Source organism: Streptomyces toxytricini, from assembly GCF_014649915.1.
In the GTDB taxonomy this organism is placed as follows: Bacteria; Actinomycetota; Actinomycetes; order Streptomycetales; family Streptomycetaceae; genus Streptomyces; species Streptomyces toxytricini.
On the sequence record NZ_BMTY01000002.1, the window covers coordinates 33151 to 58580 of the forward strand.

Sequence of the window (25430 nt, forward strand, 5' to 3'; positions counted from 1 at the left end):
TGCTCAGCTCTCGACCGTGTACCGGCTGGTGATCGCGACGCGGTTGAAGGCGTTCATCAGCGTGGCGAGCCAGGCGACGGCCGAGACCTGGTCGTCGGTGAGCACGGCCGCGGCAGCCGCGTAGTCCTCGTCGCCGACGTGCCCGTCCGCCACGCGGGTCACCGCCTCGGCCAGGCGGAGGGCGCCGCGGTCGGTCTCGGAGAAGTAGCCGGTCTCCTCCCATCCGGGCAGGACGGCGATCCGGTCGGGGTCCTCGCCCTTCGCCAAGGCGTCTCGGGTGTGCATGCGCAGGCAGAACGCGCAGCCGTTGACCTGGGAGATGCGGATCTTCACCAGCTCGACCAGGAGCGGGTCGAGACCCGCTGCGGCAGCGGCCGCCTCGACCTCGGACGACAGGGCGATGAGGGTCTTGTAGGCGGCCGGGTGCCGCTTGCCGATGTTGACTCGCTGGAGGTCGCTCATGGTTCCTTCGATTCGTCGCACGTGTGCTGTCACCAGGGAGACGAGACAGCCCCCGCGGGTGTGACGACTCAGAGGCGCACGAGTTTGTCGGGATTGAGGACCCGGCGGTACTCGGTGATCAGGCCGTCGGCGATCTGGACCGTGTCCACGGAGTACACCCGGCCTTCGCGGTGGAACACCAGGGCGGGCTCGCCGCCGACCTCCGCCATGCCGATACGGTCCGGGCGCCACCGGCGCCCCACGCGCACCATGACCCCGGCGATGCGCTCACCGCCGTGGACGGGCTTGCGCGCCGCGGACACGTTGCCGCCGCCGTCGGTGACGAAGACGGCGTCCGGGTGCAGGAGCCTGACCAGGCCTGCCAGGTCCCCCGCCTCGTACGCGGCGCGGAACACCCCGAGGACCCGTTCGCGCTCCGCCCTCGACGCCTGCGGCACGGACTCCTTCGCCCCGGCCACCCGCCGTCGCGCCCGCGAAGCCAGCTGCCGGGCGGCCGGCACGGAGACGTCCAGCACTTCGGCGATCCTGCCGAACGCGAGACCGAAGACGTCGTGCAGGACGAAAGCCACCCGCTCGGGCGGGCTCAGCTCCTCCATGATCAGCAGCATCGCCGAGCCGACGGACTCGTCGACGAGTACCGGCTGCGAGGCGTCCGGCCCCGTCAGCAGCGGCTCCGGCAGCCACGGCCCGACATAGCTCTCCCGGCGGACACGGGCACTGCGCAGAATGTCGTACGCCCGCCGCGCGGCCACCGTCACCAGCCAAGCCCGCAGGTCACCGACCTCCCGCAGATCCGCTCCGGCCGCCCGCAGCCACACGTCCTGGGTCACGTCCTCGGCATCGGCCACGCTCCCCAGCAGCCGGTACGCCACACCGAAGACCGCGGGCCGGTGACGCTGCCATCCGGCTCCGAGCGGGTCCTCCTGCCCGGACCCCGCCGAACCGTGCCCGTCACCCATGCAGATCGCGCCCTCCTCCGGCTCGCCGATCCAGCGTAGCCATGCGAACCCGTCCCGCGGGCCCCGCACGTGGGCCGGGTGGCGGGTGGGGCGTGGGCCGGGCGGGGGGATGTGGCCGTGAACCACCGCGCGGAGCACGGGCGGTGAGGGCACGCCATGCTGTTCTGGGGCTCTCCCCCGCCACCCCTTCGGCTCCGGCCGACAAGGAGAGTCCCGTGCCCCGTTCCCCCCGCACCCCGCGCACGTCCCGGACCCGGCTCGGCGGCTCCGGCGCCGCCGCGCCCGCCCTCGCCGCCGCCGCGCTCGCCCTGCTCGCCGCCGCGCCCGCCCCCGCCTCCGCGATCCCGCCGCCGCCACCCGCCGCCGCGGCCCCGGCGGCGGATCCCGCACCGGCGGGGCCGTCCGCGTTCCGGCTGTCCAACCCGCAAGTCATCGCGCACTACAGCCACGAGGACGGGCAGACCCCCGAGAACATCACGCTCGATCCCGACGGCTCCGCATACCTGACCTTCGCACTCGCCCGGCAGGTCGCCCACGCCGACACCGGCGGGCACACCCGCGTCATCGCCACCCTCCCCGAGGCGGCGCCCGCGCGGACGCCGGGCGCGGGCGCCGCGGCCGTCACCGGCATCGTGCGCACGCACGACGGCAGCCTGTACGTCCCGTACGTCACCGGCACCGACCGGACCGGCATCCACCGGATCCGCCCCGACGGCACCGTCGGGCTCTTCGCCCGCCTTCCCGCCGACGGCCACGCCAACGGCCTCGCCCTCGACAGGCGCCACGGCCTCCTCTACGCGGCCGACTCCCGCCTCGGCACCGTCTGGCGGATCTCCCTGCACGACGCCTCCGTCACCGCCTGGGCCGCGGGCGCCCCGCTGCAGCCGCTCACCTCGGCCGGCGCCAACGGCATCAAGGTGCACCACGGCGCCGTGTGGGTCTCCAACTCCGACCGCGGCACCCTGCTGCGGATCCCCGTCCGGGAGGACGGCACGGCAGGCGCCGTCGAGACCCACGCCACCGGACTGGCCGGGATCGACGACTTCGCGTTCGCCGGGGACGGCAAGACGGTCGTCGCCGCGCTGCCCGCCTCCGACGAGGTCGTCCTCGTACGGGCCGACGGCACCCGCAGCACCCTGCTGACGCGGCGGGACGGCATCTCCGGCCCGACGTCCGTCGCGGTCCGGGACGGCCGGGTGTACGTGGCGAGCGCGTCCGCCCTCGCCGCCGACAAGGACCCGAACCTGCTGGTCGCCGCCATCGAGGGCGCCGGACGCACCGAACCGGCCACCGCCGGCCCCGGCGCGGCGCACAGCGGGGCGGCCGCGGCGGGCACCGACGAGGCCGACGCGAAGTAGCGGTCCGGGGCGGCGCCGGCCCCGGTCCCGACGCGGGATCAGGCCCCGGCCACCGCCCCAACGCGGGGCCAAGCTCCGACCGACGCCCCCGCACGGGACCAGGCCCCGGCCACCGCCCCGACACGGGACCAGGCCCCGGCCACCGCCCCAACGCGGGGCCAGGCCCCAGCCGCCGCCCCGGCACGGGACCAGGCCCCGGCCGCCGCCCCAACGCGGGACCAAGCCCCGGCCGCGGCCCCCGCGCGGGACCAGGCTCCGACCGCCGCCCCCGGCGCGGGATCAGGCTCCGGCCACCGCCCCGTCGTCCATGCCGGCGAGGACCAGCGGCAGCCGGGCCGCCCCGCCCTCCGCCACCTTCAGCGGGACGCCCCAGTCCTGCTGGTGCACGTGGCAGGCGGGGTACTCGTTCGCCGGGTCGTCGTCGCAGGACGCCGCCATCGCCGACACGTGCAGCACGCCCCCGGCGACCTCCGGGTTCAGGGCCAGCTCGCGGAACAGGTCCGTCCCCGCGCCCTCGCCCGACAGCAGCAGCTCCGGCGGGGTCGAGGACACCAGCAGCCGGGTCGACGGCCCGTACCGGGTGTCGAGCTTCTGCCCGCTCGGCGCCTGGAAGACGACGTCCAGCCGCAGCGTGCCCGGCGCGACCTCGGTCGCCGCCCGCTGAGTCCGGTGCGCGACCGCCTCCACGCGCACGGCCTCCTCCGGCAGGCGCAGCCGCGTCAGCCGGTGCCGGGCCGACTCCACGACCACGATGTCCTCGCCTGCGAGCACCGCGCCGCTGGGCTCGCGCAGGTCGGTCGCGAGCGTGGTGACCTGGCCGGTCGCCGGGTCGAAGCGGCGCAGCGCGTGGTTGTACGTGTCGCACACGGCGACCGACCCGTCGGGCAGGGCCGTCACGCCGAGGGGGTGCTGGAGCAGGGCCTGCGCGGCGTCGCCGTCGCGGTGGCCGAAGTCGAACAGGCCGGTGCCGACCGCGGTCCGCAGCACGTACCCGTCGCCGTCCTCGGCGCGCTCGACGTAGCGGAGGGCGCTGTTCTCGGAGTCGGCCACCCACAGCCGGTCCCCCGCCGCGGCCAGGCCCGACGGCTGCGCGAGCCAGGCCTCGGCGGCCGGGCCGTCGAGGAGCCCCTCGCTGGTCGTGCCCGCGGCGACGGCCACGGTCCCGGCGGCCGGGTCCCACGTCCACAGCTGGTGGACGCCCGCCATCGCGATCCACACCCGGTCCTGCCACCAGGCCACGTCCCACGGCGAGGACAGGTCCACCTCCAGGGCCGGGCCGGAGCTGGGCGAGCCCTGCCACCACTGGCGGCCGGTGCCGGCGACGGTCTCCACGGCCCCGGTGGCCGGGTCGTACGTGCGCAGCGCGTGGTTGACGGTGTCGGCGACGACGACCCTCCCGTCGGGCAGCAGCGCCAGGCCCTGCGGCTCGCTGAAGGCGTCCGGCCCGAAGCCGCGCTCGCCGCTGCCGATGCGCCGGACGACGGTCTCGCCGTCCGGGGCCAGCTCGACGAGCCGGTGCCGCGTCGAGTCGGACACCAGCAGGTTCCCCGACGGCAGCACGAGCGCCTTCCCGGGGAACCGCAGGTCGCCCGCGACCGGCTCGGGCGCCACGTACGGGCCGTCCCCGCGCCGCAGCGTGCCCTTGGCGGCGTGCTCGGCCTCCAGCTCCTCTACGAGCCGCTCGATGGCGTGCGCATGCCCCTCGCCGGCGTGCTGGGCGACGATGTACCCCTCGGGGTCGATCACGACGAGCGTGGGCCAGGCCCGCACGGCGTACTGCTTCCAGGTGGCGAGCTCGGGGTCGTCGAGGACGGGGTGGTGCACCTCGTACCGCTCGACGGCATCGACGACGGCGGCGTGCTCGGCCTCGTGCACGAACTTCGGCGAGTGCACCCCGATGACGACGACGGTGTCGCGGTGCTTCTCCTCCAGCTCGCGCAGCTCGTCGAGGACGTGGAGGCAGTTGATGCAGCAAAACGTCCAAAAATCAACAACAACGCACTTACCTCGCAGGTCGGCGAGGGTCAGCTCTTTGCCGCCGGTGTTCAGCCAGCCCCCCTTGCCGATCAGCTCAGGAGCACGGACACGGGCACGCTTGCGGGGTGCGGGCGCGGGGGTGGGCGCCGGGGCAGCATCGTTCATCCTTCAAGCTTGCCATCCGCGCGTGAACGCAGGATCACGCCCGTACGAAGCGGCTGCTCAGGGCACACGCTCCACCACGGCGACCTCCGAGAACTCTCGGAGGAAGGTCATGTGGCCGGTCCGGCCAGTGTGCTGGATGCACATGTCGGTGCAGACGTCCGCGTTCCCGGTCGGCTCGGCAGTCCACTGGCAGTCCGGGTTCAGGCACCGCGCCGTGGCCGTCGTCTCCGCCGAGGGGTGGCGGTGCATGACATAGCTGACGTACCGGAGCACGGCTTTCACGGTCATGCCGCTTCCTTGGGGTGTGGGTGGTTCCGAAGCTCCACGTTGCAATCGCTGACCGTGGAGTGGTCGCCCTGGAGACGGGCTTCCCGGCGCTGTGCGGCCAGAGCGGCGCAGACCCCGCAGCCGACCACCGGTACGGGCTCCGGGTCTGTTCGCAACGGCAGCTCTACCGGGCATTGCGCATACGTGATCGCCTTCACGGCCCAGCTCCTCGTGTCGTCCGTGTAGCGACCACGCTACGAACGCCGGAGCTGCAACTCCCGGGAGATTGCACGAGGTTGCACTGCCGTCACCTGAGCGACTGAATGGCGCTTGTGATCAGCGCGCGGGCCTTCACTCCGTAGACGGCCATGTCGGCCAGTTCGGTGAAGGTGTCCGCGTATGCGGCAACCTCGCTCGGCTGGGTCAGCGTGAGGTAGCCGGAGACCAGCTCAACGTTGACCTGTCCGGTCTCGAAGATCCAGAACCCTTCCACCGGCATCCGGGACCGATCGGTCCGGGTGGGCACGACACCCAAGCTGACGCTGGGCAGGGAGCCGACGGTGAGGAGGTGGCTGAGCTGTTCCTCCTGCACGTCCGTCCCACCGAGCCCGTTCCGCAAGACCGATTCCTCAACCAGGAACGCAAACCGCCGGTCGCCCTCGTGGAGGACGCGCTGACGCTCCATGCGCACGGCCACGGCATCGGCCACGTCGTCCACCTCCACGCGCCTGCGCTGGACGGCCCGCAAGACCGCTTCGGTGTATCCGTAGGTCTGGATCAGGCCCGGGACGAACCACGAGGAGTAGGAACGAAACCGGCGGGTGCGCTCGAAGAGTGGGAGGCGGGCTTCCTGGGCCTGCTTGAGGCCGGCGCGCTCCATGCGCCGCCAGCCGATCCACATGTCCTCGACGGTCCGCAGCGAGGCGATCAGATCGTCCGTCTGTCCCTCGACACCGCACGCCTTGCACCACGCCCGGATGTCGTCGGCGGACGGGGGCGTGCGGGCGTTCATGATCCGCGAGGACTTCGACGGGTGCCATCCGCACAGCCGGGCGAGATCGCGCCCGTTCAGCCCGGCGTCCCGGCAGATCTCAGCGAGTCGGTTCGCCAGAGCCTGGCGGGCTTGCTGGGCACTCGAAGAGGGAGAGATAGCCATGATCGTGACCGGTCAGCGCGGCTTGTACTCCCCATGGGGAATGGCCCGCTGCCACACCGCCTCAAAGGCCGTGGTGCACAGGCTCACCTTCGTGGGGTCGTCGGTGTACTCGCGGCCGTCCTCGTCCAACTGCCCGTCCCCGGTGAAGTGGTGGAAGAGTGCCTGCGTACCGTCGAAAACCCAGAAGTCCGTACCTGGCAAGGCCAGGTCCGTCGTCTGACGTCGGGGCATCCACCGGACCAGCTCGCCCGCAGCGAGGTTCGTGAACGTGCAGTCGTACTCGTACCGGACGTAGTCGCTGATCGGCTCGGACACGATCCGAAGCCGCCGGACCACGACCCCCCGGGCGGTTGCCTCTCTCACCGCGTCGTGCCAGCCGCCCCACCACGAGGACCGGTCGGCGGGGTCAAGCCGCTTCCCCTGCTGCCACGCGATGAACTCGGGGTCATCGAGCATGTAGCTGTCACGCAACTCAAGGTGCACCGCTGAGTGCTGTGCTCGTGCCAGTGCATGACGGGCGGGTGGCTGCACGGCCTGCCTCTCAGTTGTCGTCCGGGCGCGGGATGTACTTCAGCATCACCGCGGGAAGCCGGATGATCGTCTCGTGGTCCGGAACGTCCGTGGAGTGACCCTGGATCGAACCGATCTCCTGGCACGCCTTCACCTCGTCCTTCGTCGCCTTGTACGACTGAATCAGAAGGTCGCCGGTCTCCTCGTGGAGCCAGATCGTCGGAGACTCGTCAGTCGGCGTGTTCGGGATGATGCCGAGGAACTTTAGGGTCATGGTCGCTCCCGCCGTCGAGTGGGTTGCACCAGCGTGCACGAGCCTCACCCTTGCGGCTGAGCTGCGCAAGCGGGCCTTCAGACAAGGTGGTTGAACTGACTCGGGATGCAAGAAGGCCTCCGACCCGCCGCCCTGGTGAGGGTGACGAGCGCGGGGGCTCAGGGACGTTGAAGGCCCGCCGGGCGGTTTCACAGGGCCTTCAGCGGCCCTAGAGGGCGTTAACCGGGGTCGTTCACGAACCTTTCGTGGCACGTGTTCCCCAGGCCAAGGCGCATACGGCCCCAAAAAAATGCGTCACACCCAGGGCGCGTTTTTCGAGCTGGGGCCGGGGCCGCCGCGAGGGCTTCGCCTGAACTTTGCACATCCCGAGTGACGAAGTGACGGAATGACGATTACTTCTGATCCACTCATAGAAGCAACAACACTTCTATAAGGGGTAACCGGGCGAGAGCGTCAGTCCGTCACTTCGTCACGCCGGCGCGCTGCCGACGGGTGCTGCGGCGGTGTCGGTTTCCGCCAGCCTCGCCCAATGGATCTCAATGCGTTGCTCGGGGATGATCCGCTGGCCGCGCACTCCCTTGCTCACCTCAACCCGGTCTATGGCGAGCGACAACCGACTGCGCCGGTCTTCGTTCGTCGCATCAGCCCATGCCTCACGCAAGGTGAGGCCGTCGAGCATCGGTGACACGTCCACGGACGGCATGGGGAGCTTGTACAGATCGGCGCGAAGCCCCTCGATGCGCCCCCTCAGGCGCTCTGAAAGCCGGTTGTAGCGCTCCACGGCTGCGGCGCCGCTGAACTCGCCACGCACATAGCGTGCGTCCTCCAGATCAGCCAGGCGGGCTTCCTCGTCCTGGATCTCCGCAGTGAGGGCATCACGTTTCGCGAAGGTCTCCGGATCCACACGATGCACCCAGCGATCTGCGATCGCGACAAGCAGCGGGTCGTCCGGTTCGAGCGCCGGGAGCTTGGTGAGGAACTGTTCCGTCACGTACTGGTCAACCGCCTCAGCCAACGCCGACGCTCCGATGCACTGGTTGCCCGCGCGGCGGGCCATGCACTGATAGCTCCCGCCCACTCGGTGCATACGGCGACCACATCCGGGAACCGCGCAGAAGACGAGTCCCGTGAGCAGGGCCGTTCCCTCGGGCTTCGGCCGCCGCTTTCCTGCGTGCACGAACGTTCTGGATTCCAGCGTGCGGATGATCTGTTCCCGCTCTCCGACCGTGATGATCCCCTCGCCGATCTCGACGGTGTCCAGCGTCTCGGGATCGCGGTACGGGAAGACCCTGCCGGTGTACTTCCGCTCGCCGTCATCCGTCTCGACGCTCTCGGTCTCAGGCATCAGGCCGGCGAACGCTGGGGAGCGCAGGAGCTGCATGATGCTGGCCGCGTTCCACTGACCACCCCTGGGCGACAGGATCTCGTACTCGTTGAGGAGTCGGGCGATCTTGACCAACGATGTCCCGGCGAGTGCTTCATCCGCGATCAGGCGAGCGTAGACGACGTGCTCCGAGTCGTGGACCAGTTTCTTGGTCTGCGCGTCGATGAGCAATCCGTACGGGGGCTGTCCGCCGATCCACTGCCCTTTGCTGCGGAGATAGCGCTTCGCATGACCTACACGCGTGCCGAGGTTCTTCGACTCGGACCGGGCGAGTTCAGCCAGCATCGCGACGACCATGCGCGCCGAGTCGTTCGAAGTATCGAGACCGTCCAGGACTGAGACGAGGCGACCGCCGGCCTTCTCGATGTCGTCCAGCACCTTGCCCACCTGGCCAATGCCCTTGCGGGACAGGCGGTCCAGTTTCCAGACGATCAGCGTGCCGACGACACCCGCCGTCACAGCCGCCAACGCGGCGTCGAAGCCCTTGCGCTCAACGGTCTTGTAGCCGGAGCGCCCTCTGTCTATGTGGACCTTGCGGACGGTCAGTCCGTTGCGTTCGGCCCAGGCACGGCAGTCGGCTTCCTGCCGTTCGATTGCGGTCTTGCCGTCCCGGTCGAGGGACAGGCGGAGGTAGAGATCACAGATCGTGTCTTGGTGCACACATTCAGTGTGGCGAAGAGATCGGTGCTCTGTTGTCTATTTTCAAAAGTCGAGAATCACAACGCGTCCGCGCAGGTCGGCGAGGGTGAGCTCCTTGCCTCCGGTGTTGCGCCAGCCCCCCTTCCCGACCAGCTCGGGGGCACGGAGGCGGGCACGGCGGGGCGCGGGGGTGGGCGCCGGGGCGGCATCGTTCATCCTTCAAGCTTGCCATCCGCGTGTGAACGGCGGATCAACGCGCGCGCCCCGCTCCCCGGCTCAGGCCTTCAGGAAGGTCCGGAGGGAGTGGACGAGGGCTGTGGTGAAGGCGGTGCGGGTGGGGGTGGGGAGGCGGTCGAGGGAGAGGTAGGGGTTGAGGTCTTCCAGTTCGACCAGGAGGAGGCCGCCCTCGGGGGTGCGGCAGGCGTCCACGCGCTGGATGCCGTGGTCGAGGGTGTTCCACTCGATGAAGGTGCGGGCGAAGGCCAGGTCCGCGGGGGTCGGGTCGTAGGGGGTGAGCTCCCAGCGGCGGTCCGGGTCGGGGGCGTGGAGGGCGTACTGGAACGTGTCGTCCACGAAGTAGAAGGAGACCTCGTACGCGAAGTCGATGCGGGGCTGGATCAGGTGCGTGCCGGGCGGGGTGGCGGGCGTGGGGGTGTAGAGCAGGCCTATCGAGTCCGCGCCCTCCTTCGGCTTGACCGCGTATTCCGCGGCTGCGGGCAGGAGGTGCAGGTCGGCCGGGTCGTCGATCGTCGGGATGACCGGGAGGCCCGCTGCGGTCAGGTCCAGGAGGTACTGCTTGCCCGCCATGTCGCCGCGGCCCGTGAGCGGGTTGTAGACCCGGGTTCCGGTGGTGCGGGCCGCGGCGCGGAACGCGTCCCACTGCTCGCGGTGGTGGATCACCGGGCCGCTGTTGCGGACGATCGCCGCGTCGAAGCCGTGGCCGAGGAGGGCCGCGGCGTCGTCGGGGTGGCACAGGGCCAGGTCGAAGTGCTCGCGCAGGCGGGAGGTGAGGTGGACGTCCTCGTCGCCGTAGCGGCGTCCGCGCGCCGGGTACGCCAGGTCTGTTACGTAGAGCAGGGCCATGGCCCCAACCTAGTCCCCGGTCGGATCGGGGCTCCGGCCGCCGCCGCGGCCGCCTCTACAGGCGGCGGTCCTTCAGGGCCGGGAACTGGTCGCGGGTCTCCGCGACCTTCGCCGGGTCCAGGTCGACGTGGAGGACCGTCTCCTCCGGGCCCGCCTCGGCCAGGACCTCGCCCCACGGGTCCACCGCCAGGCTGTGGCCGGCCTGTTCGACGCCCGCGTGGGTGCCGGCCAGGGCGCAGGCCAGGACGTACGACTGGTCCTCCACGGCGCGGGCCCGGTTCAGCAGGGTCCAGTGGGCGCGGCGGCGGGCCGGCCAGCCCGCGGCGACGACCAGGGTCGTCGCCCCGGCGTCGACCAGGCCGCGGAAGAGCTCCGGGAAGCGCAGGTCGTAGCAGGTGGCGATGCCGAGGGTCTGCTCCGGCAGGGCCACGGTCGTCAGGGAGTCGCCGGCCGCCATCATCACGGCCTCGCCCTGGTCGAACCCGAAGCGGTGGATCTTGCGGTACGTGGCGGCCAGCTCGCCCGCCGGGGAGATCGTGAGGGCGGTGTTGTAGAGGGAGCCGTCGCCGGCGCGCTCGACGATCGAGCCGGCGTGCAGCCAGACGCCCGCGTCGGCCGCGGCCTTGGACACCGCCTCGAGGGTGGGGCCGTCGAGCGGCTCGGCCTCGGTCTCGAACAGCTCGTAGGCGAAGGCCCCGACGGTCCACAGCTCCGGCAGCACGACGAGGTCCGAGCCGGCCTGCTCCCGTACGAGTTCGGCCACGCGGGCCCGGCGGCGGGCCACCGACTCCCCGTCGGACACCGCGATTTGGATCAGCGAGGCGCGCACACTACCACCGTTCTGGCGTTCAAGCCGCCGATTCGGGCCTACGATCGTCACACGAAAGCACTGCCGGGGTGCTCACCGGCAGCGTAGTTTGGGATTCAGTCCACCGCTTCCGGAAAATGCGCCGCCGAACAGCTCGCGAGGGGTCCCCTTGACCGTCCATCCGCATCCCAGCCTCCAGCCCTATGCCGACGCGTGGACCCACTCCGTCGAGGCGATATCCGAGCTGGTCCTCCCGCTGACGGAGGGCGAGTGGAACCGGGCGACACCGTGCCCCGGGTGGTCGGTGCGGGACATCGTCTCGCACGTCATCGGCATCGAGACCGAGATGCTCGGCGACCCGCGGCCGATCCACACGCTGCCGCGGGACCTGCGGCACGTGGTGGACGAGTTCACCCGCTACATGGAGGTCCAGGTCGACGTCCGGCGGCACCACACCGCGCCGGAGATGACCTCGGAGCTGGAGTACACGATCATCCGGCGCGCCCGGCAGCTGCGGAACGAGAAGCGGGATCCGGCCACCATCGTGCGGGGGCCGCTCGGCGACCAGGTCACCCTGGAGACGGCGCTGCGGCTGCGGGCGTTCGACGTGTGGATCCACGAGCAGGACCTGCGGGCGGCGCTCGGCGTGCCGGGCAACTGGGACTCACCGGGCGCGTACGTGGCGCGGGACCTGATGCTGGCGCAGCTGCCGAAGGTCGTCGCGAAGGAGGCGGGCGCGCCCGCGCATTCGGCGGTCGTGGTGGACGTCCACGGGCCGGTGGAGTTCCTGCGGACGGTGCGCGTCGACGGCGGCGGGCGCGGCAGCATCGACTCGACGCCCTCGCTCGGCCCGGCGGTCACGCTGGCGACGGACTGGGAGACGTACGTGCGGCTCGCGGCGGGCCGGGTCCGGCCGCACACGGTCGGCGACCGGCTGAAGGTCGAGGGCGACCAGGAGCTCGCGGACGCGATCCTCGCGAACTTCGCCGTCACGCCGTAGCGGCCGGTTGCGGCGCGGCCGCCGTGTGCCCGCGCTCGCCCTCGCTTGCGCGTTCGCGTTCGCGGGCCAGTGCGCGGCCGCGGAGCCGCAGGATTTGCGAGATGCCGAGGAGCTGCACGGCGAAGACCGAGGAGAAGGCGGCCCGGTAGTCGCCGCCGGTCGCGTCGAGCAGGACGCCGATCGCGAGCAGGGTGGTCATCGAGGCGAGGAAGCCGCCCATGTTGGTGAGGCCGGAGGCGGTGCCCTGCCGTTCGGCCGGGTTCGCGGGGCGGGCGAAGTCGAAGCCGATCATCGAGGCGGGCCCGCACGTCCCGAGCACCGTGCACAGCGCGACCAGCAGCCACATCGGCGCGCGGCCGCCCGGCACGGCGAGGACGGCGGCCCACAGGGCGGCGGTGAGCGCGACCGTGCCCAGGGCGAGCGGCGCGCGGGCGCTCTGGCGGCGGCCTATGAGCTGGCCGTAGACCAGCCCGAAGAGCATGTTCGAGGCGACGATGAGGGTGAGCAGCCCGGCGGCGGTCGTCCGCGGCAGCCCCTGTGCCTCGACCAGGAACGGCATGCCCCACAACAGCAGGAACACCATCGCGGGGAACTGGGTGGTGAAGTGCACCCACAGGCCGAGGCGGGTGCCGGGCTCGCGCCAGGAGTCCCGGATCCGGCTGCGGACGAACCCGGCCCGGCCGGTGCCCGGCACGGCGGCGGCCGCCGGGCACGCCCCGGTGCCCTCCGGGCCGTCCCGCAGGAACAGCACCAGCGGGACGAGCACCACCAGGCCGGCGGCGGCGCTGCCCGCGAACGCCGCCGCCCAGCCCAGCCCGTGCAGGACGGGCGCGAGGACGAGGGTGGACACGAGGTTGCCGGCCATGCCGACGAGCCCGGCGAGCTGCGCCATCAGCGGGGCGCGGCGGACGGGGAACCAGCGGGTGCCCAGCCGCAGGACGGAGATGAAGGCCATGGCGTCGCCGCAGCCCAGGAGGGCGCGGGCGGCGAGCGCCGTCTCGTACGAGGGTGCGAGCGCGAAGCCGAGCTGGCCGGCGGTGAAGAGGACCGCGCCCAGGGTCAGCACCCGCTTGGTGCCGAGCCGGTCCACCATCAGGCCGACGGGGACCTGCATGCCGGCGTAGACGAGGAGTTGGAGGAGGGAGAACGTCGACAGGGCGGACGCCGAGACGTGGAAGCGGTCCGCGGCCTCCAGGCCGGCGACGCCGAGGCTGGTCCGGAAGATGACGGCGGTGAAGTAGACGGCGACGCCGATGGACCAGACGGCCAGCGCCCGCCGGCCGCCCGGGGGCTCCGCGGGGACGGGGGCGGGTCCGGCGGCGGGCGCGGGGGACGGCCCGGCGGCGGGTTCGGAGGCAGCGGAGCCGGAGGCGGCGGGTTCGGAGGCAGCGGAGCCGGAGGCGGCGGGTCCGGTCACCGGCCGGTCCCCCGCACCAGTTCCCCGACGCGGCCCGCGTGGGCCCGTACGGCGGCGGCCGCCGCGTCCGCGTCCCCGGCGCGCAGGGCGGCCAGGATGCCCGCGTGCTCGGCCAGCGAGCGCTCCGCGCGGTCGGGCCGGTCGTGCAGCAGGGCGGTGCCCATCCGCAGCTGCCGGTCGCGCAGTTGGTCGTAGAGCCCGCTGAGGATGGCGTTGCCGGAGCCGCGGACGATCTCCGCGTGGAAGGCGCGGTCGGCGGCGGAGAACGCGGCCGCGTCGCCGGCGGCGGCGTGCCGGCGCTGCTCGCCGAGGAGCGCCTCCAGGCGGTCCAGCAGCGCGGGCGGCGCGGGGACGGCGCGGCGGACGGTGAACTCCTCGACGAGCAGCCGGGTTTCGACGACGTCGGCGATCTCCTGTGCGGAGACCGGCAGGACCAGCGCGCCCTTCTTCGGGTACAGCCGGAGCAGCCCCTCCGCCTGGAGCCGGAGCAGCGCCTCGCGCACGGGGGTGCGGGAGACGCCCACGGCGGCGGCGAGTCCGCCCTCGGTGAGCAGGGTGCCGCCCTCGTAGCGGCGGCCCAGGACGTGCTCCTTGACGTGCCGGTAGACGCGGTCGGCGGCGCTGGGGCCGGGCGCGGCGCCCGCGGAGGGGTCGGCGGCGGCGGTAGCGGGGGCGGAGGCGGGCATGCGCACAGCATAGATACATGTGTCATACATGTGTATGGCGTTCCATGATGCGGACGAGACGGGACCCGGCCCGCTGCATCGAAGGGTGTAGTCCCGCTTCGTCCACCCGCACGACGTACGGGGCCGGGCCCGCCGGGACGCTTGAGCCATGGCACACACCACCACCCTCCCCGGGAGCCGTGTGACCGCGACCCGGCTTCCGCTGCTGGACGTCCTGCGCGGCGCCGCCATCCTCGGCACGCTCATGACCAACGTCTGGATCTTCACCTCGCCCGGCTCCGAGTGGGGCGTGCTCCAGGGCGGTCTGGACGTCCCCGATCCGCTTGCGGACCCGTCCGCCGCGAACATCGCCGAGTCCGTGTTCCGCTTCCTGGCCGACGGCAAGTTCCTCGCCCTCCTGACCGTCCTGTTCGGCGTGGGGCTGGCCATCCAGTACGACTCAGCCGCCCGCCGCGGCGAGCCGTGGCCGGGCCGGTACCCGCGGCGGGCGGCGTTCCTGTTCCTGGAGGGCACGGTCCACTTCGTGCTCGTCTTCGCCTGGGACGTGCTGATGGGGTACGCGGTCACCGCGCTCCTGGTCGCCTGGCTGCTGGCCCGCTCCGAGCGGGTGCGCAGCGCGGTGATGTGGACGGCGGGCGGCCTGCACCTCCTCCTCGTCGGGCTGCTGACCCTCGCCCTCGCGGCCTCGCCCGACGGGGCGGACCGCCGGCCCGACCCGGAGGCCGTCGGCCTGTACGCCGACGGAAGCTGGGCCGACCAGATCCGCTTCCGCCTCGACAACGCCCTCGCCCTGCGCATCGAGCCCGTCGCCACCTTCGGCCTGCTCGTCTTCCTCTTCCTGCTGGGCGTACGCCTCTACCGGGCCGGCGCGTTCGCGCCCACCGGCGCCGGGCGCCGCATCCGCAGCCGGATGGCCCGCTGGGGCCTCGGCGCGGGCCTGCCGCTCGGGGCGGCGGCCTGGCTCGGCGGGGACGACTTCTTCTTCCTCGGGCGGTACGCCGTCGCGCCGCTCGTCGCGGTCGGCTACATCGGCCTCATCGGCTGGGTCCTCGACCGCTTCTCCGTCCCCGGTGCGGCCGCGCTCGGCGCGATCGGCCGGACCGCGCTGTCCGCGTACGTCGGCCAGAACGTGCTGTGCATGCTGGCCTGCTACGGCTTCGGGCTGGGCCTCGCCGGCCGGCTCGCCGGGTCCGGCCCGTGGTGGGTGATGGGGCTGTGGGCGGCGGTGTCGGCGGCGCTGGCCGCCGGGTCCGTGCTGTGGCTGCGGCGCTTCGACCGCGGCCCGCTGGAGGCGGTGCAGCACCGGCTGATCGGCCGGCGCCGGTCCTGACCCCCCGGCCTGCCCGGGCGGACGGGGTCCTCGTACGGGGGCCGCATCCGCTCAGGCGGAGCCGATCACCCGCCCCTCGTGCCAGCCCGCCCCGTCCCGCCAGTAGTGCTGGAGGCGGCGGTCGGTGCGCAGGACGACGGCCTCCAGGTTGAAGCCGAAGCTGCCCTGGAGCATGCCGGTGACGGCCTGCACGCCCTGCCCGAAGACGGCGCTGCGGCTCCAGGCGGACCCTGCGGCGGCGCTGCGCCGCCAGTGCTCGACGCGGCCGCCGGCGACGGCGACGCACAGCTCGTACGTGCCGGCGGCGTCCTCGTCTGCGGCCCCGTCCTGGCCCTCGATCATGCAGGGGGCGGAGGCGGCGCCGCTGCCGAAGACCTCGCCGGGCCGCCAGGCGAAGCCGTTCGGGTCGTCGCGCCACCACCGCTGCATCCGGCCGTCCGCGCGCGCGGCGACGAGGTCGAGGCAGCGGCTGCGGGTCTGGACGAGGGCGGGCCCGCAGTGGGCGATGCCGGAGGCGAAGCGGCCGCCGTCGTTCCACGTCCAGGGGGCGCCGTTGATCCGCCACCAGTGGTTCAGGCGGCCGTCGGCGGTGCGGACGACCACCTCGAAGTTGCCGGGCTTGCCGTAGTCGCTCTGGATGAACGCCGGCGTGGAGCCGACCGCGGCGTCGCCGGGGCCGAACGCGCCGCCGTCGCGCCAGGATCCGGCGGACTGCTCGAAGTACCAGTGGCGCAGCCGGCCGCCGGTCGTGACGTGCAGCGTCTCCATGTTGCGGTTGTAGGTGGAGCCGGTGAAGGCCGGCTGGCCGGAGGCGTCCCCCGCGAAGACGGCGGCGCGGGCCCAGGGGAAGGGGGCGTCGCCCTCGCGCCACCAGTGCCGCAGGCGGCCGCCGCCGGCGGTGGCGACCATCTCGAAGTTGCGGTGGGCGCGCCCGTTGCCGCTCTCGTAGACGTTGCCGGAGTGCAGGCGGCGCCTGGACCAGGGGTCGACGTCGGTGCCGGTCAGCCCGCACTTGGCCCAGTGGTCGACGCCGGACTCCCCGTACGCGATCCGGCCGTAGCCGCCGACGTGGTGGAGCGGCCCCCACGAGTTCTTGAACAGCCAGCAGCCCGCGGCGTCGTCGTAGCCGACGACCAGGACGCAGTGCCCGCCGGCGGGGCGCCCGCCGGTGCGGTGGTAGACGCCCGCGCCGAGCGCGGGGAAGTCGTCGTCCACGTCGAGGCAGGCGGTGAGCGGGCCGACGGTGTCGAGCCAGACCTTCTGCTGCTCGGTGTCGCCGAGGCGGACGTACCCGCCGATGCGGACGGTCCGGCCCGACCGGTCCCAGCTGGGCGTGTACTCGGCGCGCCAGCCGCCCTGCCGGTCGGCGGGCACGGACGGCGGGGGCGGGGACCAGTGCCAGCAGTCCGGGTCGGCGATGCCGCCGTTCTCCCGGATCCAGTCGAGGGCCGTCTCCGGGCCGGAGCCCTGCCCGCAGGCCAGGCGCAGCCCGTCGTGGACGTCGCCCGGGGAGCGCTCCGCCCACACGCAGTGCTCGATCCGCGCCATCGACTCGACCAGGCCGGCGGCGCCGAACGCCCCGCAGGAGCTGCACGGCGCCTGGTCCTTGACCTTCGTCAGCCACGGCCGGCCCCAGCGGCCGCGCCAGTCGACCGCTGCCGGGCGCGCCCCCGGCAGCGGGCCGCGGCCGGGGCCGAGCAGGCCGTGCGCGGCGCGGCGCCGGGTCAGGTGCGGGTTCGCGCTCGGCCGGCCGGCGAGGGCGCGCAGGTCGACGGTGCCGGCCTCGGCGGCGGTCGTCGGCTTCGCCCCGGCGTCCAGGCCGAGCGGCGGCCGCGGCAGCGGTTCGCCGTCGGCGAGGTGCTCCAGCACCGACCAGCGGGCCCCGAGCGAGGCGAGCCTCGCCCGCAGCTCCCCCGCGGTGCGGGCGGACCCGTTCGACTGCTCCGGCATGGCGGCCCCCCGGCTGCTGCGCTGCATACAAGACCCGGGAGCGTCCCCCCGCGGCCGGGCCGCGTCAAGGGAGCCCGCGCGGTCGCGCGGACGCACGGGGGTCGTACACCGGGCGCCCGGCGCGCGCCCCCGGTCAGGCCGGGGTGGTGGGGCGTACGGGGGCCTCCGCGGGAGCGGGGGCGGCAGTGGCGTCGGGGGCGGGGCCGGCCGGCCGCGGGCGGCGGTCGGGGCGCAGGCCGTACAGGGCCCAGGGGACGGCCAGGAGGAACACCGCGCAGGCCGCCTCGAAGGCGAAGGCGTACCCGCCGGTCGCGGCGTGCGGGTCCCCCGTGGCGAGCAGGGCGGCGGTGCGGGCCTCGGCGGCGGAGGTGGTCAGCGCGAGGCTGGCGGTGGGGCCGGCCAGGATGGCCGTGTTGACGACCGCCCCGGCCAGGGCGGACTGCCCGTCGGGGACCCCGCCGACGGCGCCGACGACGGCCGCGGAGACGAGGGTTCCGCTGCCGGCGGCGAGGACCGCCAGCCCGGCGAGGACCGCGGCCTCGGAGCCCGTGCGCAGCCCGGCGGCGCCGATCAGGCCCAGCCCGGCGGCGACGGCGGCGAGAGCGCCCGCCGCGACGGTGCGCACCCCGAGGCGGGCGACGGTGCGCCCCGCGGTGAAGCCGACGCCGAGCAGCACCGCGCTGTACGGGACGAACGCGAGGGCGTTCTGCAGCCCGGTCCAGCCGCGCTCCTGCTGGAACCACAGGGCGAGGAGGAAGGCGGTGCTCGCGCCGATCGCCGGGCCGAGCAGTGCGCACACCAGGGCCGTCGCCCTGCGGCGGGAGGCGAGGAAGCCGGGAGGCAGCAGCGGGGCCGGGGACCGCCGCTGCGCGGCGGCGAACGCGGCGAGCAGGACGGCCCCGAGGGCGAGCGGGCCGAGGACGGCGGCGGCGGTCCAGCCGTGCGGGCCTGCCATGACGAGGCCGTACCCGAGGGAGCACAGGGCGAGCGTGCCGAGGACGGCGCCCGGCAGGTCCGGGGGGACCCGTACGGGCGCGGGCCCCGCCGGCAGGAAGCGCGGCGCGAGGGCCAGGGCCGCGGCGGCGACGGCCCCGAGCACGCCGAAGCTCCACCGCCAGCCCGGCCAGGAGGTGAGGAGCCCGCTGAGGACGATGCCGGCGGCGGCGCCCAGGCTGCTCAGCAGCCCCCACCGGGCCAGGGCCGCGGATCGGGCGGGGCCCTCGGGGTGGACGGCCCGCAGCAGGGCCATGGCGGCGGGGGCGGCCATGGCGGCGCCGCAGCCCTGGAGGAAGCGGGCACCGAGGACGAACGGCGGGGCGGGGGCGAGGGCCGCGGCCAGCGAGGCGGCGGCGAACAGGGCGGTGCCCCGGCAGAACAGGCGGCGCGGGCCGGTCCGGTCGGCCAGGCGCCCGCCCAGCAGGAGGAGCCCGCTGAAGGCGAGCCCGTAGGCGGAGCTGTCGAGGACCAGGTCGATGCGGCCGAGGCCGAGCTCCCGCGCCATGGCCGGCCCGGCGGCGAACGTCACCGACACCGAGGCGTTGAGCAGCAGTTGCACGGAGGCCAGCAGCGCGAAGGGCGCCCAGCCGGTCCGCTGCGGCGCGGCCGCGGGCGCGGGCTGCGGGGGGTGGTCCATGCGGCGAGTCTCGCAGCGGGCGGCGGGGGCGGCGCCGTGCCGCGGGTCAGTGCGTCAGGTCGGCCCGGCGGGCGTACGGGGCGGGCCCTGGGGGCGCGGTGCGTGCGGGCGCGCGCCCCTGCCGGGCCGGGTTGGCGCGTACTCCCGGGGCGTCAGGACTCCTTGGGCAGCAGGACGACGCGGCTGCCGTGGAGTTCGCCGTCCTCGAGGCGCCGGTGGGTGCGGGCCGCCTCGGACAGCGGGACGCGCTCGACGGAGCGGGCGCGCAGCCTGCCGCTGCCCATCAGGCGGTTGATCGCGACGGCGGCCTCGGCGAGTTCGGCGGTGGTGGCGTGGGAGATGACGAAGCCGACGACGGAGCCGTCCTTCATGTAGAGCGGTCCGGCGGGCAGGACGGGCTGCGAACGGGCCCCGGCGAGGAGCACGATGCGCCCGCGCGGGGCGAGCACGTCCACGGCGGCGGCCAGGTCGTTCGCGCCGGAGGTGTCGATGTGGACGTCGATCCCGCCGGGGCTGCACTCGCGGATCCGCGCGGCCAGGTCCGGGTCGCGGTAGTCGAGCACCTCGGCGGCGCCCAGGGACCGGCAGTGCTCCGCGTCGCGGGCGGCGGCGGTGGCGACGACCCGGGCGCCGGCCTCGACGGCCATGGTCACCAGGGCGCTGCCCACGTTCCCTCCGGCGCCGGCGACGAGCACGGTCTCGCCGGGGCGCACCCGGCCGTGGGTGAACAGCGCCAGGTAGGCGGTGCCCGCGGGATGCACGACGGCCACGGCCTCGGCCGCGTCGACGCCGGGCGGCAGGTGGTAGAGCCGGTCGACGGGGACGACGGCCTGCTCGGCGGCGGCACCCTGGCGTCCGCCGTGGCCCAGGCTGTTGCACCAGACGCGGTCGCCGGGGGCGAACCCGGGGGCGCCGGGCCCCGCGGAGACGACGGTGCCGACGAGGTCGCGGCTCACTGCGAACGGGAAGTCGACGGGGGTGCGGAAGAGCCCGGACCGCACGAAGGTGTCGACCGGGTTGACGGAGACCGCCTCGACGTCGACGAGGACGTCGGTCGGGCCGGGCACCGGCGGGTCGATCTCGCCGTAGCGGATGTTCTCGGCGGGGCCCAGTTCTCGGATGAAGGCTGCACGCATGGCCCGATCCTCGCAAGACCGGGGGGAGTCGGGGCAGCACCCCGACGAGGCTTCGTCAACTCCCCCGGCAGCGGGCCCGTTGCGGGGGCCGGGGGCGCCGAAGGGCCGCCCGCGGGGGTTGGGGGGCGGCCCTTCGGAGAGGGGGGTGTGGAGCAGCGGAGCGGCGGTCTCCGGCTTGGGGGGGGGCGGACCGGCGGGTGGGGTGGGGTGTCGCCGGTCCGCCCGGGGAGGGTCAGCGGGTCGGGGTCAGACCGTGCCGGCGGCGAGGGCGCGGGTTTCGCGGATCTTCGTGGCGAGCGCGGCCAGCAGCTCGTGGAGGATCTCGACGGTGGTGTCGTCGGTGAGGTTGCCGGCCTGGTCGAAGCGCTCGTGGGCGCGGAAGATCTGCAGCTCCGGCTTCACGACGACGCGGGAGTCCGTCCACAGGAACATCTGGCGCAGGGCGAGCTGCGCGCGGACGGTGCCGAAGTTCGTCGGGGCGGCGCCGGCGATGGCGATGGGCTTGCCGGTCAGGGAGGAGTCGAGGGCGGGGCGGCTCGCCCAGTCGAGGGCGTTCTTGAGCACGCCGGGGATGCCGTAGTTGTACTCGGGGGTGGCGATGAACAGGCCGTCGGCCTCGGTGATGCGGCGCCGCAGGTCGGCGACGGACTCCGGCAGCGCCTCGGCCTCCACGTCGCCGTCGTACGGCGGGATGTCGCGCAGGCCCTCGTAGACCTCGATGTCCAGGCCGCCCGGGGCGAACTTCTTCGCGGCGCGCACGAGGGCGCTGTTGTACGAGGCCGCGCGCAGGCTGCCGGAGATGGCGAGGATCTTGAGATCGGTCATGGGCTGTCCTTCCGCAGGGGCATGCGCAGCGCACGGCGGGGGCGGCCGCAGCCGTCCGCATGCCCCTGCGAGTGCGTGGTGGGCGTCGGTGGGGATGGCAGGAGTGTGGGCGGGTGCGCGCCCGCGCGACAACGGGGGCCGGCGGTATCTGTCAGTTGGCGGGGGCTTGCCTCAACTGAACTGAACTGTATAGTTCAGTGATATGGGGAGGACGACCCCTCACACACGACGAGAGAAGGCATCATGACCACCCTGGGAACCGCCGTCACCGCGGCCACCGCGATCCGCTCGGTGGCCGACGTCCTGCAGCCGCTCCACACGACGGAGGGCGAGGGGTACCCGGTCCGCCGCGCCCTTCCGACGCCGCAGATCCCCTTCCTCGACCCCTTCCTGACGGTCGACCAGGCCGGCCCGGAGCATCTCGGGCCAGGCGAGGCCAAGGGCGCGCCCGACCGCCCGTACCGCGGCTTCGAGGCGCTCACGTACGTCCTGGAGGGCGCCCTGGACTGCGCCGACTCGACCGGCTCCCGCGCCGCCCTCGGGCCGGGGGACGTGCACCGGCTGACCGCCGCGGCGGGCGTCGTCCACTCCGCCGAGCCGGCGCCGGCGCTCCTGGAGGCGGGCGGCCTCCGACACCACCTCCAGCTGTGGGTGAACCTGCCCGCCGCACACAAGGGGGCACGGCCGCGCGCCGAGCACCTGCCGGCGGACCGGATCCCCGTGGTGCGCAGGCTCGACGGCTCCTGGTTCAAGGTCATCGCGGGCACGGCGCTGGGCGTGACCGGACCGGTCGGGACGCCGGCCCCCGTGACGGTCGTCCACGCCTGCCTCGCGCCGGGCGAGAGCGCCCGGCTGCCCGCGCCCGCGGGATGGAACACGGCGGTGTACGTGCTCTCCGGCAGCGGCGCCGTGGGCACGGCCGAGGTCGTCGACGGCGACCTGGCGGTCCTCGCGGACGACGGCGGGGCCGTACGGCTCGCGGGCGGGCCCGTCGGCGCCGACCTGCTCTTCCTGAGCGGCAGGCCGATCGGCGAACCGGTCGTCCGCAGCGGGCCGTTCGTGATGAACACCGCCGAGGAGATCGAGCAGGCCTTCGACGACTACGCCTGCGACCGCCTCGGCCGCTACGACGACTGACGCCCGAGCCCGCCCTTTCGTACACGCAAACCCCCCGGTGCACCGACCGGGGGGTTTCGCGCGCTGCCGTATGCGCGCTGCCGTATGGGCGCTGCCGCGGCCGCCGCGGCAGCCGCCGCCACGGCCGTACGGGAGGCTGCGCTCAGGCGCCGGTGCCGTACTGGTTGAGGAACATGTCCACCCCGCCCTCGATCAGGCGTCCGGCGAGGTCCTCGCCGAGGTGGGTTCCGTACACCCCGTAGACCAGGTGCGGGGAGAGCACCAGCCCGGACAGCTGGAGCACCGCCAGTTCCATGTCCGGGATGCGCAGCAGGCCGCGCTCGTCCAGCCGGCCCAGTGCGGCGGCGAGGGCGGCGTGCTGACGGCCCGGGCCCTCCTCCTGCCAGGTGCGGCCGAGCTCCGGGAAGCGGTGCCGCTCGCCGGCGATGACGTTGCGGAGCGCGAGGACGTCCGGCGTGGTCAGGCCGGCCACCCAGGTCCGGCAGGCCTCCACGAGGTCGGCGCGGACGTCGTCGGACTCGGCGAGGCGGGCCTGTATCACCGACTGGGCGACTTCCAGGGCCTCGTCGAGGGTCTGCCCGATGACGGCGTTGAAGAGGTTCTCCTTGCTGCCGAAGTGGTTGTAGACGGTGACCTTGGAGACGCCTGCCTCGGCGGCGAGCTGGTCCACGCCCGCCCCGAAGCCCTCGCGCAGGAAGACCGTGCGGGCGGCGGCCAGGATCGCCTGCCGCTTGCGTGCGGCCCGCGCGCCGGTGGGCGCCCCCGCGGGGGTTGCGGCGGCCCGCGCGGTCTCGGCGGTGCTGTGTGCGTTCATGGCGCTCATCCCAACTCTCTGCGGCTGCGGGCCCAGTCTAGAACCGAACTGAACTGTACCGTTGCGTTCAGTTGAACTGAACTGTATGGTTCATCTAGCCGGGCCGCCAAGAAGGGGCCCGCGGCAGGCAGTTGAGACGTCCCACCGCAGGAGGAAGCAGACATGAGCGGCACCCAGAACCCCCTCTTCAGGTCGCGGGCCCAGGTCCACGTCGCCGCCACCCCCGCCGAGGTCTACGCCGCGGTCAGCGACCTGGCCCGGATGGGCGAGTGGAGCCCCGAGTGCCTCGGCGGCGAGTGGACGACCGGGGAGCCCGGCGCCGTCGGCTCCGTCTTCCGCGGCGACAACGAGCGCGCCGAGGACGTCGTCGCCTGGGCGCCGGTGGTCCGCGGCCGGTGGACCACCTACGCCGAGGTCGTCGCCGCCGAGCCGGGCCGCACCTTCCAGTGGGCCATGCACAACAGCAAGGGCGAGAAGCAGGACAGCGTCTGGGGCTTCACCATCGAGCCCGACGGCGAGGGCACCCTGCTGGTCCACCACTTCCGGATGGGCGCCGCCACCGAGGGCATCCAGGGCATCACCGCCGAGATGGACGACGCCCGCAAGCAGCAGTTCTTCGCCGAGTGGGGCGACAAGGTCGCCGGCGACCTCGCCGAGACCCTCGGCCGCATCAAGGTCGTCATCGAGAAGGAAGCGGCCTCGCAGCAGCCGGCCTGAGCCCCGCAGCCGCCCCGCATCCCGGCCGCACCGGCTGCACGCCGCCACTCCGGCCGCACCACTCGCACCACGCGCACCACCCGCCGCACCGGCCGCGCCCGCCCCCGCCGCCCCCGGCCCCCATCCGCACGTCACGTGAGAAAGGCAAGGCGATGATTCTCCAGCGCATCGGCAACAAGGGCATCCGACTCGGCACGCTCTTCGAGCGGGCCGCCCGGAAGCACCCGACGAACGTCGTGATCCTCGACCACGACCTGGACATAGCCCCGCAGCTGGGGCGCCGGGCGACGGTGGCGGAGGTCGCCGACCTCATCGACGACATGGCCTCCCGGCTCTGGGCCGCCGACGTCCGCCCCAGCCGCCGCGTGGTGATCTACAAGTCGGACGGCTTCGACATCACCCTCCTGGCCTGCGCCGCCGTCCGCATCGGCGCCGTCCCGGTGCTGCTGTCGCCGAAGCTGGACGGCGAGACGGTCGCCGAGCTGGTCCGCCGCACCGACCAGCCCTACCTCCTCACCGACCAGAACAAGCTGGAGACGGAGCTGCCGGCATCGGTCTTCGAGGAGGCCGAGCAGGTCCTGCTCACCTCCGGCAGCTACAAGGAGGCCGTCGAGCTCGCCTCCCTCGCCGGCTCCCCCCGCGTACCGGCCGTCACCATGCCGCCCGAGCACCCCACCCTGATCACCCACACCTCCGGCACCACCGGCACCCCCAAGCTCGCCGTCCACACCGGGGCCACCCTCCAGGCGCGCTACCGCCCGCAGGCCGCCATCACCAAGCCGCTGCTCCCGGGCCGCGAGACCATCGCGATGCACGTCTCCTTCGTCCACTCCCGGCTGATCACCGCGCTCGCCATCTCCCTCTTCCGCGGCTACCCGATCGTCGTCCTCGCCGACTCCGACCCCCGCAAGGCCGCCGACCTCTTCGCGCAGCTGCGTCCCGGCATCCTGGAGGCCCACCCCAACTCCTTCATGGAGTGGGAGGAGCTGGCCGACGACCCCCGCAAGCCGCTCGCCAACGTCAAGCTGTTCTCCAGCACCTTCGACGCCATCCACCCGCGCACCGTGCAGCGGCTGCTGGCCGCCACCGAGCGCACCGCCCCCGTCTTCGGCCAGCTGTACGGGCAGAGCGAGATCGGCCCGGCCGTCGCCCGCTCCTTCTCCCGCCGCCGCGGGCTCGACGCCGACGGCCGCTGCGTGGGCATGCCCTTCCCCGGCATGACCGACGTACGCGTCGTCAGCCGCAACGGCCTGCCGGTGTCCGAGACCAACCCGGGCTTCATCGAGGTCAAGAGCGACGGCCGGATCGTCACCTACCTCGGCGAACAGGAGCGGTACGACAAGCAGGTCAACGACGGCTGGTGGCGGATGGGCGACGTCGGCTACCGCACCAAGTGGGGCTGCGTGCACCTGCTGGACCGCGAGGTCGACATGATCGAGGGCTTCGGCTCGACCCTCGCCGCCGAGGACACCCTCTTCACCCGGCTCGAAGAGCTCTCCGAGGTCATCATCATCCCCGACGAGTCCGGCCGGGCCGTCCCGATCGTCTGCACCCGCGACGACAAGCCGATCGACCCCGCCGCCTGGAAGGCCGCCACCGCCGGGCTCCCCCCGATGGCCGAGCCCGTCCAGTGGCGCCAGTCCGACCTCCCGCAGACGGCCACCACCAAGATCAAGCGGCTGGAACTCGCCCGCCTGATCGCCGCCGGCACCGCGTCCCAGCTCGTCGAGGAGAAGATCTGAC

The 25430-nt window shown here is 73.6% G+C and carries 24 protein-coding genes; 6 read left to right on the forward strand and 18 right to left on the reverse strand.

The window, feature by feature from the left end; genetic code table 11:
* Positions 1-3: 3 nt before the first annotated feature.
* Both IE170_RS02360 and sigJ read right to left on the reverse strand, forming a co-directional pair.
* Positions 4-462 carry a carboxymuconolactone decarboxylase family protein gene (locus IE170_RS02360; RefSeq protein WP_189807641.1) on the reverse strand — a complete coding sequence of 153 codons (459 nt, stop codon included), beginning with the start codon at positions 460-462 and terminating at the stop codon, positions 4-6.
* Positions 463-530: 68 nt separating this feature from the next.
* The gene (gene sigJ / locus IE170_RS02365) at positions 531-1421 is read right to left on the reverse strand and encodes an RNA polymerase sigma factor SigJ (protein ID WP_189807642.1); all 891 of its coding nucleotides are present in this window, start codon (positions 1419-1421) and stop codon (positions 531-533) included.
* A 215-nt stretch (positions 1422-1636) separates the two neighbouring features.
* On the opposite strand from sigJ, the gene IE170_RS02370 reads away from it, so the two are divergent.
* Positions 1637-2779, forward strand: coding sequence for an SMP-30/gluconolactonase/LRE family protein (locus IE170_RS02370; protein WP_189807643.1), 1143 nt, complete (start codon positions 1637-1639; stop codon positions 2777-2779).
* A gap of 279 nt (positions 2780-3058) precedes the next feature.
* Here IE170_RS02370 and IE170_RS02375 read toward each other — a convergent pair whose 3' ends face one another.
* From IE170_RS02375 to IE170_RS02415, 9 genes are all read right to left on the reverse strand, one after another.
* A complete protein-coding gene (locus IE170_RS02375; RefSeq protein WP_189807644.1) occupies positions 3059-4921 on the reverse strand; it encodes an NHL domain-containing thioredoxin family protein in 1863 nt (620 codons plus the stop codon).
* 57 nt (positions 4922-4978) lie between these two features.
* A complete protein-coding gene (locus tag IE170_RS02380) occupies positions 4979-5209 on the reverse strand; it encodes a DUF7848 domain-containing protein (protein WP_189807645.1) in 231 nt (76 codons plus the stop codon).
* A 286-nt stretch (positions 5210-5495) separates the two neighbouring features.
* Positions 5496-6344: a helix-turn-helix domain-containing protein gene (locus IE170_RS02385; protein ID WP_189807646.1), complete on the reverse strand. Its 849-nt coding sequence runs from the start codon at positions 6342-6344 to the stop codon at positions 5496-5498.
* Positions 6345-6356: 12 nt separating this feature from the next.
* Positions 6357-6875, reverse strand: coding sequence for a DUF6879 family protein (locus tag IE170_RS02390; protein WP_373298937.1), 519 nt, complete (start codon positions 6873-6875; stop codon positions 6357-6359).
* A gap of 10 nt (positions 6876-6885) precedes the next feature.
* Entirely contained in the window at positions 6886-7128 is a 243-nt protein-coding gene (locus IE170_RS02395) for a hypothetical protein (RefSeq protein WP_189807648.1), read from the reverse strand.
* 469 nt (positions 7129-7597) lie between these two features.
* Positions 7598-9172: a recombinase family protein gene (locus tag IE170_RS02400; protein WP_189807649.1), complete on the reverse strand. Its 1575-nt coding sequence runs from the start codon at positions 9170-9172 to the stop codon at positions 7598-7600.
* 42 nt (positions 9173-9214) lie between these two features.
* Positions 9215-9367 (reverse strand): thioredoxin domain-containing protein, encoded by a 153-nt coding sequence (locus IE170_RS02405; RefSeq protein ID WP_189807930.1) that lies wholly within the window; start codon positions 9365-9367, stop codon positions 9215-9217.
* Positions 9368-9427: 60 nt separating this feature from the next.
* A complete protein-coding gene (locus tag IE170_RS02410; RefSeq protein ID WP_189807650.1) occupies positions 9428-10234 on the reverse strand; it encodes a hypothetical protein in 807 nt (268 codons plus the stop codon).
* 55 nt (positions 10235-10289) lie between these two features.
* Positions 10290-11063, reverse strand: coding sequence for a carbon-nitrogen family hydrolase (locus IE170_RS02415; RefSeq protein ID WP_189807651.1), 774 nt, complete (start codon positions 11061-11063; stop codon positions 10290-10292).
* Between the two features lie 148 nt (positions 11064-11211).
* On the opposite strand from IE170_RS02415, the gene IE170_RS02420 reads away from it, so the two are divergent.
* Positions 11212-12042, forward strand: coding sequence for a maleylpyruvate isomerase family mycothiol-dependent enzyme (locus IE170_RS02420; protein ID WP_189807652.1), 831 nt, complete (start codon positions 11212-11214; stop codon positions 12040-12042).
* Here the strand turns inward: IE170_RS02420 and IE170_RS02425 are convergent.
* Both IE170_RS02425 and IE170_RS02430 read right to left on the reverse strand, forming a co-directional pair.
* Positions 12032-13312 (reverse strand): MFS transporter, encoded by a 1281-nt coding sequence (locus tag IE170_RS02425; protein WP_223855589.1) that lies wholly within the window; start codon positions 13310-13312, stop codon positions 12032-12034. The two genes, IE170_RS02420 and IE170_RS02425, sit on opposite strands and share 11 nt — an antisense overlap.
* Positions 13313-13455: 143 nt before the next feature.
* Positions 13456-14145: a GntR family transcriptional regulator gene (locus IE170_RS02430; RefSeq protein ID WP_189807654.1), complete on the reverse strand. Its 690-nt coding sequence runs from the start codon at positions 14143-14145 to the stop codon at positions 13456-13458.
* 148 nt (positions 14146-14293) lie between these two features.
* Between IE170_RS02430 and IE170_RS02435 the strand changes: the two genes are divergently transcribed.
* Positions 14294-15475, forward strand: a complete 1182-nt coding sequence (locus IE170_RS02435) for a DUF418 domain-containing protein (protein WP_189807655.1) — start codon at positions 14294-14296, stop codon at positions 15473-15475.
* Between the two features lie 51 nt (positions 15476-15526).
* Here the strand turns inward: IE170_RS02435 and IE170_RS02440 are convergent, their stop codons facing one another.
* From IE170_RS02440 to IE170_RS02455, 4 genes are all read right to left on the reverse strand, one after another.
* The gene (locus IE170_RS02440; RefSeq protein ID WP_223855509.1) at positions 15527-17452 is read right to left on the reverse strand and encodes a C1 family peptidase; all 1926 of its coding nucleotides are present in this window, start codon (positions 17450-17452) and stop codon (positions 15527-15529) included.
* A gap of 106 nt (positions 17453-17558) precedes the next feature.
* Positions 17559-19058 carry an MFS transporter gene (locus IE170_RS02445; protein ID WP_189807656.1) on the reverse strand — a complete coding sequence of 500 codons (1500 nt, stop codon included), beginning with the start codon at positions 19056-19058 and terminating at the stop codon, positions 17559-17561.
* A gap of 152 nt (positions 19059-19210) precedes the next feature.
* Positions 19211-20194 (reverse strand): NADPH:quinone reductase, encoded by a 984-nt coding sequence (locus IE170_RS02450; protein ID WP_189807657.1) that lies wholly within the window; start codon positions 20192-20194, stop codon positions 19211-19213.
* A gap of 246 nt (positions 20195-20440) precedes the next feature.
* Positions 20441-21019 (reverse strand): NADPH-dependent FMN reductase, encoded by a 579-nt coding sequence (locus tag IE170_RS02455; RefSeq protein WP_189807658.1) that lies wholly within the window; start codon positions 21017-21019, stop codon positions 20441-20443.
* Positions 21020-21262: 243 nt separating this feature from the next.
* Here IE170_RS02455 and IE170_RS02460 point away from each other — a divergent pair, with 243 nt between their 5' ends.
* Positions 21263-22156: a pirin family protein gene (locus IE170_RS02460; protein ID WP_189807659.1), complete on the forward strand. Its 894-nt coding sequence runs from the start codon at positions 21263-21265 to the stop codon at positions 22154-22156.
* A 142-nt stretch (positions 22157-22298) separates the two neighbouring features.
* Here the strand turns inward: IE170_RS02460 and IE170_RS02465 are convergent, their stop codons facing one another.
* A complete protein-coding gene (locus IE170_RS02465) occupies positions 22299-22970 on the reverse strand; it encodes a TetR/AcrR family transcriptional regulator (RefSeq protein ID WP_189807660.1) in 672 nt (223 codons plus the stop codon).
* 162 nt (positions 22971-23132) lie between these two features.
* Here IE170_RS02465 and IE170_RS02470 point away from each other — a divergent pair, with 162 nt between their 5' ends.
* Both IE170_RS02470 and IE170_RS02475 read left to right on the forward strand, forming a co-directional pair.
* Positions 23133-23687 (forward strand): SRPBCC family protein, encoded by a 555-nt coding sequence (locus IE170_RS02470; protein WP_189807661.1) that lies wholly within the window; start codon positions 23133-23135, stop codon positions 23685-23687.
* A gap of 152 nt (positions 23688-23839) precedes the next feature.
* On the forward strand, positions 23840-25429 hold the full coding sequence (locus IE170_RS02475) for a class I adenylate-forming enzyme family protein (RefSeq protein WP_189807662.1): 1590 nt from the start codon (positions 23840-23842) through the stop codon (positions 25427-25429).
* Position 25430 lies beyond the last annotated feature (1 nt).